Genomic DNA, 12758 nt, shown 5'->3' with positions numbered 1-12758 from the left:
CGATGACTCGAACCTTCACATCCATAGACGAGGTGAAAGCCGCAGTCGGCGAGGAACTCGGTCCCTCCGAGCCGCTCGTCGTCGACCAGGCCCGCATCGACGCGTTCGCCGACGCCACCGGCGATCACCAGTGGATCCACGTCGATCCCGAACGAGCCGCGGCCGGCCCCTACGGCGCAACGATCGCGCACGGCTACCTCACCCTTTCCCTGATCCCCCAGTTCGCCCAGCAGTTGTTCGCGCTCGACTTCGGAGTTGCGCGGATCAACTATGGAGCCAACAAGATTCGGTTTCCTGCGCCGGTTCCGGTCGGGTCCGCCCTGCGAGCGACCGCCACCGTCACCGATGTGGCCGACGGCGCTGCGAGCTGCACGGTCACCGTCCGTTACGTCGTCGCGGTCGACGGCGCGGCCAAACCCGCCTGTGTCGCCGAGACGCTGGTCGTGGTCGCCTGAGTCAGAACTGCGGCGCCCGACGTTCGCGGTGCGAAGCGAGGCCTTCCTTGACCTCGGGCCCGCCGAATCCGAAGAACTCCAGCGCCAACGACGCGTCGAAGATCGACCCGGCCACCTGGCGGTACCAGCCGTTCAGCGACTGCTTGGTCCAGCGGATAGCCGTGGGCGCGCCGGCCGCCAACTCGTGCGCAACGCCGCGCGCAGCGGGCAGCAAGTCCTCGTCCTCGTCGACGCACAGCGACACCAGGCCGATCCGCTCGGCCTCCGCACCGGTCAACGGACGGCAGGTCATCAGGTAATACTTGGCCTTTGCCATTCCGCACAACAGGGGCCAGCAGATCGCCGCGTGATCCCCGGCCGCGACACCGAGCCGGGTGTGGCCGTCGATGATCTTCGCGGTCCTGGTCACGACCGAAACGTCGGCGAGCACCCCGGCCACCAGGCCCGCTCCCACGGCAGGGCCATGGATGGCCGAGACGATCGGCTTCGAGCAGTCGAGGACGTTGTAGACCAGGTCGCGCGCCTCGCGCATCACCTGTGCGCGGTATGCATGGTCGTTGCTGAGCTTCTCGACGATGTCGAACGAGCCGCCGGCCGAGAAGCCCTTACCCTCCCCGCGGATCAGTACCGCCTTCACCCCGGGGTCGGCGTCGAACTCGCGCCAGACCTCCGGCAGCTGGGCGTGCGCGCCTTCGCCGACGGCATTCAGATTCGGCCCGTCGAACACCAGCTCGACGACGCCCGCCTCGTCCGGTCCGTCGAGCCGAAGCTGGTCGAAGCGCGCGTAGCGGCCCATCGCGATCCTCTCGGTAGTTCAGCTGATCTGCTGTATGATATATAATATCTTATCACGTGTTATACCCGAGTGCGCGTGGCGAACTCCGCACCCGCTTCGACTCACCTACCGCGAGGAACTCCGTTGGCAATCGACGATCCCACCCGACCACTCGCCGGTCTACGAATCCTCGAGTTCGCCAGTTTTGTCGCGGGCCCGTCCGGATGCATGGCATTGGGCCAACTGGGCGCCGACGTCATTCGGGTCGACCCGCTCGGCGGCGCCGCCGACTACAACCGCTGGCCGGTCTCGCAGCGATCCGGCCGCAGCCTGTACTGGACGGCGCTGAACAAGGGCAAGCGATCGGTCGCCGTCGACATCCGCTCACCCGAGGGGCGCGAACTCGTCCTCGGGCTGGCGACGGCGCCGGGCCCGGATGCCGGAATCGTCGTCGACAACAACGTCGGCCGGCCGTGGCTGTCCTACGAAAACCTGCGCGAGCGGCGCGCGGACATCATCCAGGTGCACATCGAGGGCTACGCCGACGGACGGGCGGGCGTCGACTACACCGTCAACGCCGAGGTCGGCGTCGCGCACCTCACCGGCCCGGCCGAATCGACGGTGCCGGCGAACCACGTTCTACCCGCATGGGACCTGCTCGCCGGCGCGACCGCGACGACCGGTCTGCTGGCGGCCCTGCATCGCCGACACCGCAACGGCAGCGGCTCGCTCGTCCGGATCGCGTTGGCCGACGTCGCCTTGACCAGCCTGGCCAATCTGGGCTGGCTCGCCGAGGTGGCCGAGCGTGGTGATCGCGCCCGGCACGGCAACTTCGTCTACGGCACCTTCGGTGTCGACTTCGAGACGAACGACGGCGAACGGGTCATGGTCGTCGCACTGACGCCGCGACACTGGGATGGACTGCGCACGGCAACGAACACCGACAAGGTGCTGACCGCGCTCGAGCGCGCGCTCGACGCTGATTTCCGGACCGATTCCGACCGCTACATGCACCGCGACGTGATCGCCGCAGTACTTCGCCCGTGGTTCGCCGCACTCCCGCTGTCCGAGGTCGACCGTGAACTCACCGCGGCAGGTGTGCTGTGGAGCGGGTACCGCACCCTGCACGACGTCGCGGCCGGACCGCTACCGCCCGTGCTGACCGAAGTCGAGCAGCCGGGAATCGGGCCGGTGATCAGCGCACGATCGGCACTGCGCAACGGAGGCCGGTACGGCAATCCCGCCGTCGCACCCGACCTCGGCGAGCACACCGACGAAGTTCTTGCCGACATACTCGGTCTCGGCGACGCCGAGCTGAGCGCCTTGCACGATCGAGGCGTACTCGGCGGCTGATCCTCGATCCCGGGCTAAGCTGTCGACTTCTTTTCTTCCTCGGCCCAGAGGCCCTGCTTCTCCAGCATGTCGATCAGATCGTCCGCGCCGGTCATGATGTGGTCGCGCATCAAAGTGGCCGCCACCTTCGTCCGGCGCTTGCGCAACGCCTCCAGGATCGCGGGATGGTCGCGCAAAGTGTCCTCGCCGTGGCCCTCGATGTCGTTGTAGAACCGGTTCGGCAGCTGCTTGACGATCGACGCCAGCAACATCGCGAGCCGGCGAGAATCCGCGGCAAGGTTGATGGTCCGGTGGAACTCGTGGCCGAGCCGGACGATCCGGTCGGAATCGCTACCCGCCGACACCGCTTGCGCGTGTTCGGCGACGATCTCGGTCAGATGCTGGAGCTGAGCGCTGGAGATGTTCTTCGCGGCGCGGCCGGCCAGTTCGCCGGCGAGCGCCGCCTGCGCCCAGAAGATGTCCCGCACGTCTTGCTGACTGAACGCGGAGACCATGAAGCCCCGGCGCGGAACGAGTTCGACGAACCCCTCACCACTCAGCAGCAGCAATCCTTCGCGCACCGGCGTGTTGCTGACGCCGACCGCCTCCGCGATCGGCTCCGTGCGGAGAAAGTCACCCGCTCGCGCGCGCCCCGAGATGATGAGTTCGCGCACGTAGCTCGCGACATCCTCGGACAGCTGCTGACGCGGCGCGGTCGACCCGCGAGGCAGCGCTTGTGGCGTGGGGTCCATCAGCGACCGTTTCTTCCGATTATAAGTGTTATGCATTATGCCTCATGTTTCGGGTTCGACGATCCGTCACGCGCCCCGGCGCGCCGTGATTGCTGCTTCGGTGCGCCCTGGAGCGCCACGTCGCCGTCAAGGCGATGACATCGGGCGCAAGGATAGTCACCGAACGCGTCCGGCTCGGCTTACCTGTCTCGGAGCCGATGCGCGACAGCATCGTTCGACTGCCGTGGTACCAGCCTTCGCCGAATACACCGCGCCCGCAAGCAGATCACGATTTCCAGGGATGGTCGCCGACTCGCGAACGCCCGACCTCCGCGCGCACGGCATCGGTGTCGGCGCCGAGTGCCGGCACCCGCCCGTCGACGGCCGTCCAGTCACGAGCGAGCGCAGGCGGCAGTAGCGCCGGTATCGGCCCGGCAGGCGAGTCGACTTCCCGCCATCGGCCGCGTGCCGCCAGCTGCGGGTGCTCGGCCAGCCCGCGCACGCCGTTCAAACGGGCATTGCCGATCCCGGCATCGTCGGCCCGGCGCTGGATCTCGGCCAGCGGGTGCTGTGCGCACCAGGCGCCCAGGATCTCGTCGAGTTCTGCCCGGTGCGCAACCCGGTCGTGGTTGTGCGCGTACTTCGGGTCCTGCGCGAGGTCGGGGCGGTCGAGCAGATCCACGGTGAGCCGCCGCCACTCCCGATCGCTGGTGGTTCCCAGCACGGCGGTCTGGGCGTCGGCGGTCGGATAGGAGCCGTACGGCGCGATCATCGGCGATCCCATGCCGACCGGCTCGGGCTCGGTGCCGGTGTGGATCACCTGGTTGAGCGCGAATCCCATCATCTCCGCAACCACGTCCAGCATGGCGATCGGGATCACCGTCCCGCGCCCGGTGCGCTCCCGATCATAGAGTGCAGCAAGCACACTGGAGTACGCGTACAACGCCGTCCCGACGTCGGCGATCGGAATCCCGGGCTTTGCCGGCTCCCCCGGCCGTCCGGTGATCGCGCACGATCCCGCCTCGGCCTGCACGAGCAGGTCGTAGGCGCGCTTGTGGTCGAGCGGTCCACCGCGCCCGTAGCCGGAGATGTCGACCACGATCAGCCGCGGATATCGCTCGAGGAGTGTTTCGGGTGCGAGACCGAGCCGACCGAGGGCGCCGGGACCGAGGTTGCTGACGACGACGTCGGCGCGCTCGAGCAGCCCCGCGAACACGTCGAGGTCGGATTCGTCCGTCAGGTCGAGCGCAGCGGATTCCTTGCCGTGGTTCAGCCAGACGAAGTGCGCGCCGAGGCCCCGCACGGCACGATCATAGTGCCGGGTAGCGTCGCCGAACCCGGGTTGTTCGATCTTGATGACCCGCGCACCGAGATCGGCGAGGTGACGGGTGCACAGCGGGGCGGCGATGGCCTGCTCGAGCCCGAGGACGGTGATGCCGGACAGCGGCGAGTTCATGCGTACTTCCTTCGTGCCGAGGCACTGTCGGCGCTCCATTGCCGGACGAGATCGGCGATCGCGAGCCGGCCGGTCGGCGGAGCGCTCGGGCTCCGTCCCGGCGTTCGGCTCAATCGCGGTGCAGGCGCCGGGTGTTGGACGCCGTCGACGTAGACGTAGACGTCCCGCACGAGGTTGTGGGGATGGGCGGCAGCTTCTTCGAAGGTGAGGACCGCGCTCACACACGCGTCGGTATCGGCGTAGATCGCCGCCCAGTCGTCGCGGGTGCGGGTGGCGATTGCGGTAGCAACGAGTTCCCGCAGCAGGGGCCAGTTCTCGCGATCGTCCTGCTCGGGCCAGTCGTCGGCGTCGACACCGAGTCGGGAGACGAATTCGCGATAGAAGTCCGGCTCGAGCGCACCGACGGCGACGTAGCGCCCGTCGGCACACCGGTAGGTGTCGTAGAACGGCGCGCCGGAGTCGATCCAGTTGGTGCCGGGCTCGTCGGAGTACAGCCCGGCCGCTCGCAACCCCTGCAACTTCGCGGTCAGGACTGCGACGCCGTCGACCATAGCCGCGTCGATCACCTGGCCGCTCCCGGACGTACGGGCCTGCAGCAAGGCCGACACGATACCGAACGCGGCGAGCGCGCCGCCGCCGGCGTAGTCACCCAGGAGGTTGATCGGGGGGCGCGGCGCTTCGCCCGGTCGGCTCATGGCATGCAGTGCACCGGACTGGGCGACATAATTGATGTCGTGGCCGGCCTGCCGGGCGAGCGGTCCGGTCTGACCGTAGCCGGTCAGTCGCGTGTAGACCGTCGCCGGATTGCGGGCGAGGACCGCCTGCGGTCCCAGTCCGAGGCGTTCTGCCACGCCGGGCCGGTAGCCCTCGACGAAAACCTCGGCAGCCTCGACGAGTCGCAGTACCTGTTCGATGCCGTAGGAACTCTTGAGGTCGACGGCGACGGAATCGACGTGCCGGTTCACCACGTCGAGTTCTGCGCGCAGACCGTCGCTCAAGCTCAGCGTCCGGGCCGCTCGATGCGCCGGCCGGACGATGCTCAACACTTCCGCGCCCATGTCGGCCAACAGCATCGACACGAATGGCACCGGACCCATCCCCGCCAGCACCACGACGCGCACGCCGTCCAACGGTCCGCTCATGAGCACTCCTGTCGACCGATGTCCGGGAAACGGCGCCGGCAGCGCGGCGGCCGGCACCGATAGCCCGAGATCCCCGCAGCGGGGTCAGTAGGACCTCGGGAGGCCCAGCGCCTGCGCGGAGATGTAGTTGAGCACCATCTCCTGCGAGAACGGCGCGTTGCGGAGTAGTCGCACTTCGCGCCACAGCCGCTCGATGTGGTACTCCTTCGAGTAGGCGTAGCCGCCGAAGGTCGACATTGCGCGGTCGCAGGCTTCGAAACCTGCTTCTGCGCCAAGATATTTAGCTGCCGCAGCTTCCTTGCCGCAGTTCTGGTGGTCCTCGAACAGTTCGGCGGCGTGCATGGCCATCCGCTCGGCAGCCTCGAGCCGGATCCAGGAATCCGCCAACGGGTGCGCGACCGCCTGGTTCTTGCCGATCGGCCGGCCGAAGACAACTCGCTCGTTGGCGTACTTCGACGCCATTTCCAGTGCGGCGCGCCCGAGTCCGATACCCTCCAATGCGACGACGACCCGCTCCGGATTCAGCCCGTCGATCAGGTACGTGAAGCCCTTGCCGACTTCCCCGACAACCTCGTCGTCGCGCACCTCGAGGTTGTCGATGAACAGCTCGTTCGAGTCGATCGCGGACCGGCCGAGCTTCTCGATCTCCCGCACGGTGATCTTCTCGCGGTCGAGGTCGGTGAAGAAGAGCGTCATGCCGTCGAGCGGCTTGGATTCCTCACGCGGCGAGGTGCGCGCCAGCAGCAGGATCTTGTGTGCGTTCTGCGCGTTGGTGATCCACACCTTCTGGCCGTTGACCACGTAACCGCCATCGACCTTCTCGGCCTTCGTCCGGATGCGCGAGGTGTCCACGCCGGCTTCCGGTTCGGTCACGCCGAACGCCATCAGGACCTCGCCTTTGGCGATCTTGGGTAGCCACTTCCGCTTCATCTCTTCCGAGCCGTACCGCAGGATCGGCGCCGGCGGGAAGACGTAGAAGTGGATGGCCGAACCGCCGCTCATGCCGGCGCCGGAGGAGGCGACCTCTTGGATCATGACCGCAGCCTCCATCAGGCCGAGACCGAGGCCACCGTATTCCTCGGGGATCATCACGCCGAGCCAACCTGCATCGGCGAACGCCTTGACGAACTCCCACGGATACTCGGCCTTCTTGTCCTTCTCGCGCCAGTACTCGTAGTCGAAGCGTCGGGCCAGTTCGCGCGCGGACTTGCGCACGAGATCCAGACCACGTTCCTCGGTGACGGTCATGCCTGTTCTCCTGAATTCGATTGGATCGGAATGTCTTCGATCGGCGTCGCCGGATCCAGGGAGGACAGGTCACCCTGCGGTTGCCCCAGGTAGCGCGAGCGAATGGCGCGGCGCATGATCTTGCCGTTCTTCGTCTTCGGCAGCGATTGCACGACGTGCACGGTGGGTGCGAAAGAACGGCCGACGTGTACGACGGCGGTTGCCGTCAGATCGTCGAGGTCGACCTCGGCGTCACGGAGCACGACGAACGCGACGACTCGCTGACCGCGGCGCTCGTCCGGCGCGCCGATGGCAGCGGTCTCGGCGATTCGGCGGTCCTTCAACAGACCCGCCTCGATCTCGGCCGGTCCGACGCGCCGGCCCGACACCTTGATCGTGTCGTCGGAGCGGCCGTGGATGCGCCAGGTTCCGTCCTCGCCGACACTGGCAAGGTCGCCGTGTACCCAGACATCTTCCCAACGGCTCCAGTATGTTTCGAGGTAGCGTTGCCGATCCTGCCAGAATGCGTGGGTCATGCCGGGAAAGGTGTTGAGCGCCGAGAGTTCGCCGACCTCGCCGACGACCGGCACGCCCTCGGCATCGAGAACCGCCGCATCGGCACCGATGATCGGCGCATTGAACGACGCTCCGTCCATCGGCAGGAAGGGATAGCCGATCAGCAGGCCGCCGCCGACCTCGGTGCCGCCGCTGTAGTTGATGATCGGTCGCAGCCCTGCACCGACGGTCTCGAACAGCCAGCGCCAGGTCGGCTCGTCCCATGCCTCGCCGGTGGAGACGAACGCACGCAGGCCGGTGAGCTCACCGAAGGCGTCGTCGCCGTGAGCTCGCACCGCGCGCACCGCGGTGGGGGCAACTCCCTGGAGGGTCACCCCGTTGCGGTCGATGATCTCGCCGAATCGGTTCGGCGACGGATGATCCGGGACGCCCTCGGTGAACACGACGGTCGCTCCGAGTTGCATTGCCCCACAGATGAGCAGCGGTCCGACCAACCAGCCCATATCCGAAATCCAGGAGACGACGTCGTCGGCGTGCACGTCGAAGCCGTAACCGAAGTCGACAGCCGCCTTGACCGCGAAACCGCCGTGGGAGTGCACGATTCCCTTCGGCCGTCCGGTGGTGCCCGACGTGTAGACGATGGTGAGCGGGTCGTTCGACTCGACGGCGACGGTTTCGACCGGTGCCGGTGTAGGACCGAGTTCGTCCCAGTAGATGTCGCGACCGTCCTGCATCTCGACGTCGTGCGCGAGATGACGAACGACGACCGCGTGCTGGACGTTCGGTGCCGCAGCGAGTGCTTCGTCGGTGGTCTTCTTCAGCGGCACCACTTTTCCGCGACGAGTCGTCGCATCCGCGGTCACCAGGACGACAGCCTCGGAGTCGGTGAGCCGGGTGGCGAGCGCCTCGGCTCCGTATCCGGTGAACGCGGGTACCGACACCGCGCCGATCATCGCGCAAGCCAGGAACGTGACCGTGGCTTCCGGGACGACCGGCATGAAGAGCACCACCCGGTCGCCACGCGAGACACCGAGCTCGGTCAGGTTGGCGGCGAAGCGCCGCACCTCGACGTCGAGTTCGGCGAAGGTCAGTGTGCGGCGCTGCCCGTTGTCCCCCTCGTACACCACCGCGAGTTTGTCGGCCGACCGGCCGGCAGCGTGGCGATGCGCGCACAGCTCGGCCACGTTGAGACGCCCGCCGGTGAACCACTGCGGGAACGGCTTGCCCGCACTGTCGTCGACCGCTCGCTGGAACGGCTCACCGAAGGTGACGCCCAGATCCTCGACCGCTGCACGCCAGAACCACTCCGGATCGTCGACCGAGGCACGATGCAGGTCCGCCAGATCCGCGTAGTTCCACCGTGCCATCGCCGTGAGCAATCGGCTTCGCTTACGTTCGGCGTCTCCCGGAACCCACGCCGGCGTCTCCGGTGAGCCGAAAAGACCGGGTCCTCGCATCGCGCGATCCTCTCTCTGGTCGATTCAGGCGTTGGCTGGTGCGGGCTGCTCTGCCGCGGATCGCTTCTGCATCAAGCCGGCGCGCAGGCAGTCGCAGACGACTTCGTCGCGCTGGTTGATGCCCTGATGGCGGAAGATGACGATGCCGGAATCATTGCGGCTCTTGGATTCCCGCTTGCTGACGATCTCGGTACGCACCCGGATGGTGTCACCGTGGAACACCGGCTTCGGAAACTTCACTTCCTCGAAACCGAGATTGCCCAGCGTGGTGCCGAGCGTGGTGTCCGGGACGGTGATGCCGGAGACGAGTCCGAGGATGAAGAGGCTGTTGACCAGTCGCTGACCGTAGATGGAGTTCTTGCTGTATTCCGCGTCGAGGTGCAACGGGGCGACATTCAGCGTCAACGTGCTGAACAGGACGTTGTCCATCTCCGTGACGGTCCGGCGCGTCGGGTGGTCGATGACGAGGCCGGGTTCGAGCTCCTCGAAGTAGAGACCGGGCATTTGCTAGTCCTTTCGATTGCAGTCATTTCAACATACACTGCATAATATATTATCTTCAACCCTGCTGGGTTTGCGAACGAAGGGGAGGCCGCGGATGGAACCGACAGTTGCCGAACGGGTCCGGGCCGCCACGACGCTGCTGTTCGTGCCCGGCGACCGGCCCGAACGATTTGCCGAAGCGCAGGCGCGCTCGTAGTCGACGATGAGGTCGGACGTGCAGTACGCGCGGCGGCTCGGATTCGGCGGAAAGCTGTGATAGCGCGCAGAATCGTTCGACAAACCCACCTACTCCCCCGATGAACGGAACCGACGTGTCACAACCTCTGCTGGAGAACCGAACCGCTGTCGTCACCGGCGGTGCGCAGGGCATCGGCTACGCGATCGCCGAACGATTCGTTGCCGAAGGCGCTCGCGTCGTACTGGGCGATCTGGACGGCGATGCGGTCGAGATCGCCGCGAAGCGTCTCGGCGGACCCGACACCGCCGTCGGCGTCCGCTGCAACGTCACGAGTTCGGCGGACGTCGATGCCCTGCTCGCTGCCGCAGTGAGTTCGTTCGGATCGGTCGACATCATGGTCAACAACGCGGGCATCACCCGGGACGCGACCATGCGCACGATGACCGAAGAGCAGTTCGACCAGGTGATCGACGTCCACCTCAAGGGGACCTGGAACGGTACCCGCAAGGCGGCAGCGATCATGCGGGAACAGAAGCGCGGCGCGATCGTGAACCTGTCGTCGATCTCCGGCAAGGTCGGCCTTGCCGGGCAGACCAACTACTCGGCAGCGAAGGCCGGCATCGTCGGGCTGTCCAAAGCAGCTGCGAAAGAGCTTGCTCACCAAGGCGTCCGGGTCAACGCGATCCAGCCGGGCCTCATCCGCACGGCGATGACCGAGGCCATGCCACAGAAGATCTGGGACCGGAAGATGTCCGAGATCCCGATGGGCCGCGCCGGCGAGGTCACCGAGATCGCCGGCGTCGCCTTGTTTCTGGCCTCGGACCTGTCGTCCTACATGACCGGCTCCGTGCTGGAGGTCACCGGCGGACGGTTCATGTGACAGCGATGTGGGAACCGCACACCGTCACTACCCACGAGACCGTCGATCCTGGGCCGGTCGCTGCGCTGGCGGCATTGTTCGACAACGGTCTCGACACTCCGCTTGCAGACGATCCGTTGCCGCCGATGTGGCACTGGGTCGCGCTGCCGCGCTGGCCGGCGTCCTCGCAGATCGGGGCGGACGGGCACCCCCTGCGCGGATCGTTCCTGCCACCCGTGGATCTGCCACGTCGCATGTTCGCCGGCGGCGAGGTCAACTGGCACAGCGACCTTCATGTCGGCGAGACCGTGCACCGAGAATCGTGTGTCGAGTCGGTCACCGAGAAATCCGGCAGGTCGGGCCGGCTGGTCGTTGTCGTCGTTCGCACCCGCCTCTATCGAGACAGCGGTGAACTGGCATTAGCGGAGCGCCAGGACCTCATCTATCGCGAAGCCGGGACAGCGGCTGCCGCACCGGAACCCGACGGTGCTGCGGAGTTGACCCCGGTCGGCTCGCCGTTCCGGCGGATCGACGACTCGACCTGGGCCTTTCACACCGACCCCACCTTGCTCATGCGATTCTCGGCGGCGACAGCCAATGCCCACCGGATCCACTACGACTGGCCCTACGCCACCCGAGTCGAGGGCTACCCCGGACTCGTGGTCCACGGTCCGCTGATGACGCTTGCACTTGCCGAAGTTCGCCGGCTCGGTCACCGGCCCGGAAACCTCACTCGGCTGCAGCACCGCAACCTGTCTCCCCTGTTCTGCGGGCAGGAAGCCCTCCTGCGGGCTCGGTCTACCGCAGCCGGCTTCGAAGTCGAACTGGGCGGCTCGGACGTAACGAGGGTGAACACCCGGATCAAGCTGGCGATCCGGAATTTGTCGAGGTAGATGACAAATTCCGGGCGACCACACCACTGTGGCCAACCTCGACATTCCACTGGTCGCGAACGTCGTCGATCCAGCCCGCACCAGCCTCTCGCCCTGTCCCTACGACGTCCGTCGGCGGTCGAAGTCATGTACCGCCGCCAGGTGGATCTGCGGCTCATTCTGCCGACCCCACCAACGCGGTGCCTCCGCCTCGGGAGCGACGTTCGGACTGTTCTCCGGGAACGTCAGCAACTGCAGATCGGGACGTTGCGGGGCCTGATACCGCGGAAGATGCAGCAGTTTGCGGGTCTGCTCGTCGATCTCGCAGTCGCCGGACGACGCGCTGTGCACGAGGCCGTTGTGTACCAGATTCCACATGGCGGGATGGGACTGCAACGGGCCCAGCTCCAGGCCTTTGATCGTGCGGCCCGACGCGTCCCGCAGCCGAAGCACCGACCGCACCCCGCGGATGGAGTACTCGATGCAGGTCAGCTCGTAGGTGTTCACCCACTCGTTGCGTTGCTGCACCCAGCGGGCACCCGCCGCCTGCCAGGCCTCCAGGAGCCGGCAGCAGTACGCAGCTGCGACGAGCGTGACGACGGCCCACGCCATGAACGCGCCCGTGGACCGGGCGAGCACACCGTCCACCGTCAACGGAAGCAGGCCGCCGGACAGCGGTCCGGCGACGATCAGAATCACCCCGCCTGCGGCGAACGCGAGCACGGTACGGAGTGCGATCTGCCGATAGCCGGGCTGGCTCCATTCCAACGGCCGACCCAGATCCGGCGGGGCGGCCGACGCCCGCCGCGGCGGGCGATCCGTGGGCGTGTCGCGATAACCTGTGCCGATCCCGCGAGGCGCCGCCGGTGGACGCGGTTCGCCGGTATGCGGATCCGGCGCCGGCGGCAGGTGCGGGGTCGGGGTCCCCGAGGATGCATCGAACAACCTTTTCCTCGCCATTGACCCCACGATTCCAGGCTCAAGATCGTTTTCCTATCGATCGCGGTATCAGGTCGGTATAGCCGGAGCCACGATCCGACACCATGATCGATACGACCCGGTATAAACCTCGCAGTGGTCGCAGAAGGATGTCGATCAAGCCACGGTATCCGGATTCGACCTACCGCTTGTCCGGTCCGCGCCCGATGGCTAAGCGATCTTCCGGTTACCACGACTGGTTCGATCCGGATGCCAGCCGACCATCACGCACCCCGAACCCGTGCCATGGTCCGATCGACAAACAAGTACCGCGAC

Annotated in this window: 12 protein-coding genes; 4 read left to right on the top strand and 8 right to left on the bottom strand. The window is 66.8% G+C overall.

Going from position 1 to position 12758, the window contains the following annotated elements; genetic code table 11:
• Positions 1 to 2 precede the first annotated feature (2 nt).
• Positions 3 to 455, top strand: a complete 453-nt coding sequence (locus tag KV203_RS05350) for a MaoC family dehydratase (protein WP_169797550.1) — start codon at positions 3 to 5, stop codon at positions 453 to 455.
• Between the two features lies 1 nt (position 456).
• Here KV203_RS05350 and KV203_RS05345 read toward each other — a convergent pair whose 3' ends face one another.
• Positions 457 to 1251: an enoyl-CoA hydratase/isomerase family protein gene (locus tag KV203_RS05345; protein WP_066474461.1), complete on the bottom strand. Its 795-nt coding sequence runs from the start codon at positions 1249 to 1251 to the stop codon at positions 457 to 459.
• Between the two features lie 123 nt (positions 1252 to 1374).
• On the opposite strand from KV203_RS05345, the gene KV203_RS05340 reads away from it, so the two are divergent.
• Positions 1375 to 2583: a CoA transferase gene (locus KV203_RS05340; RefSeq protein WP_373279261.1), complete on the top strand. Its 1209-nt coding sequence runs from the start codon at positions 1375 to 1377 to the stop codon at positions 2581 to 2583.
• Between the two features lie 14 nt (positions 2584 to 2597).
• On the opposite strand, the gene KV203_RS05335 is transcribed toward KV203_RS05340, so the two are convergent.
• From KV203_RS05335 to KV203_RS05310, 6 genes are all read right to left on the bottom strand, one after another.
• Positions 2598 to 3314: a GntR family transcriptional regulator gene (locus KV203_RS05335; RefSeq protein ID WP_066474455.1), complete on the bottom strand. Its 717-nt coding sequence runs from the start codon at positions 3312 to 3314 to the stop codon at positions 2598 to 2600.
• A 265-nt stretch (positions 3315 to 3579) separates the two neighbouring features.
• Complete coding sequence (locus KV203_RS05330) at positions 3580 to 4749, bottom strand: CaiB/BaiF CoA transferase family protein (protein ID WP_066474452.1); 1170 nt, start codon at positions 4747 to 4749, stop codon at positions 3580 to 3582.
• The gene (locus tag KV203_RS05325) at positions 4746 to 5891 is read right to left on the bottom strand and encodes a CaiB/BaiF CoA transferase family protein (RefSeq protein WP_066474449.1); all 1146 of its coding nucleotides are present in this window, start codon (positions 5889 to 5891) and stop codon (positions 4746 to 4748) included. Before KV203_RS05325 ends, KV203_RS05330 begins: the two co-directional genes overlap by 4 nt.
• 84 nt (positions 5892 to 5975) lie before the next feature.
• Complete coding sequence (locus KV203_RS05320) at positions 5976 to 7139, bottom strand: acyl-CoA dehydrogenase family protein (protein ID WP_066474446.1); 1164 nt, start codon at positions 7137 to 7139, stop codon at positions 5976 to 5978.
• Positions 7136 to 9091 (bottom strand): AMP-binding protein, encoded by a 1956-nt coding sequence (locus KV203_RS05315; RefSeq protein ID WP_066474443.1) that lies wholly within the window; start codon positions 9089 to 9091, stop codon positions 7136 to 7138. The genes KV203_RS05320 and KV203_RS05315 overlap by 4 nt, the downstream gene beginning before the upstream one ends.
• 24 nt (positions 9092 to 9115) lie before the next feature.
• Positions 9116 to 9595 (bottom strand): MaoC family dehydratase, encoded by a 480-nt coding sequence (locus tag KV203_RS05310; protein WP_066474440.1) that lies wholly within the window; start codon positions 9593 to 9595, stop codon positions 9116 to 9118.
• Positions 9596 to 9906: 311 nt separating this feature from the next.
• Between KV203_RS05310 and fabG the strand changes: the two genes are divergently transcribed.
• Both fabG and KV203_RS05300 read left to right on the top strand, forming a co-directional pair.
• Complete coding sequence (gene fabG, locus KV203_RS05305; RefSeq protein WP_373279260.1) at positions 9907 to 10653, top strand: 3-oxoacyl-ACP reductase FabG; 747 nt, start codon at positions 9907 to 9909, stop codon at positions 10651 to 10653.
• A gap of 5 nt (positions 10654 to 10658) precedes the next feature.
• A complete protein-coding gene (locus tag KV203_RS05300) occupies positions 10659 to 11525 on the top strand; it encodes an HTD2 family dehydratase (protein ID WP_066474435.1) in 867 nt (288 codons plus the stop codon).
• A 99-nt stretch (positions 11526 to 11624) separates the two neighbouring features.
• On the opposite strand, the gene KV203_RS05295 is transcribed toward KV203_RS05300, so the two are convergent.
• On the bottom strand, positions 11625 to 12464 hold the full coding sequence (locus tag KV203_RS05295) for a hypothetical protein (RefSeq protein WP_157079964.1): 840 nt from the start codon (positions 12462 to 12464) through the stop codon (positions 11625 to 11627).
• Between the last annotated feature and the right edge of the window lie 294 nt (positions 12465 to 12758).

It is taken from the genome of Skermania piniformis (genome assembly GCF_019285775.1).
Lineage (GTDB): Bacteria > Actinomycetota > Actinomycetes > Mycobacteriales > Mycobacteriaceae > Skermania > Skermania pinensis.
Note: the sequence above shows the minus strand (reverse complement) of the source record. Positions and strands in the feature narration are given on the sequence as shown.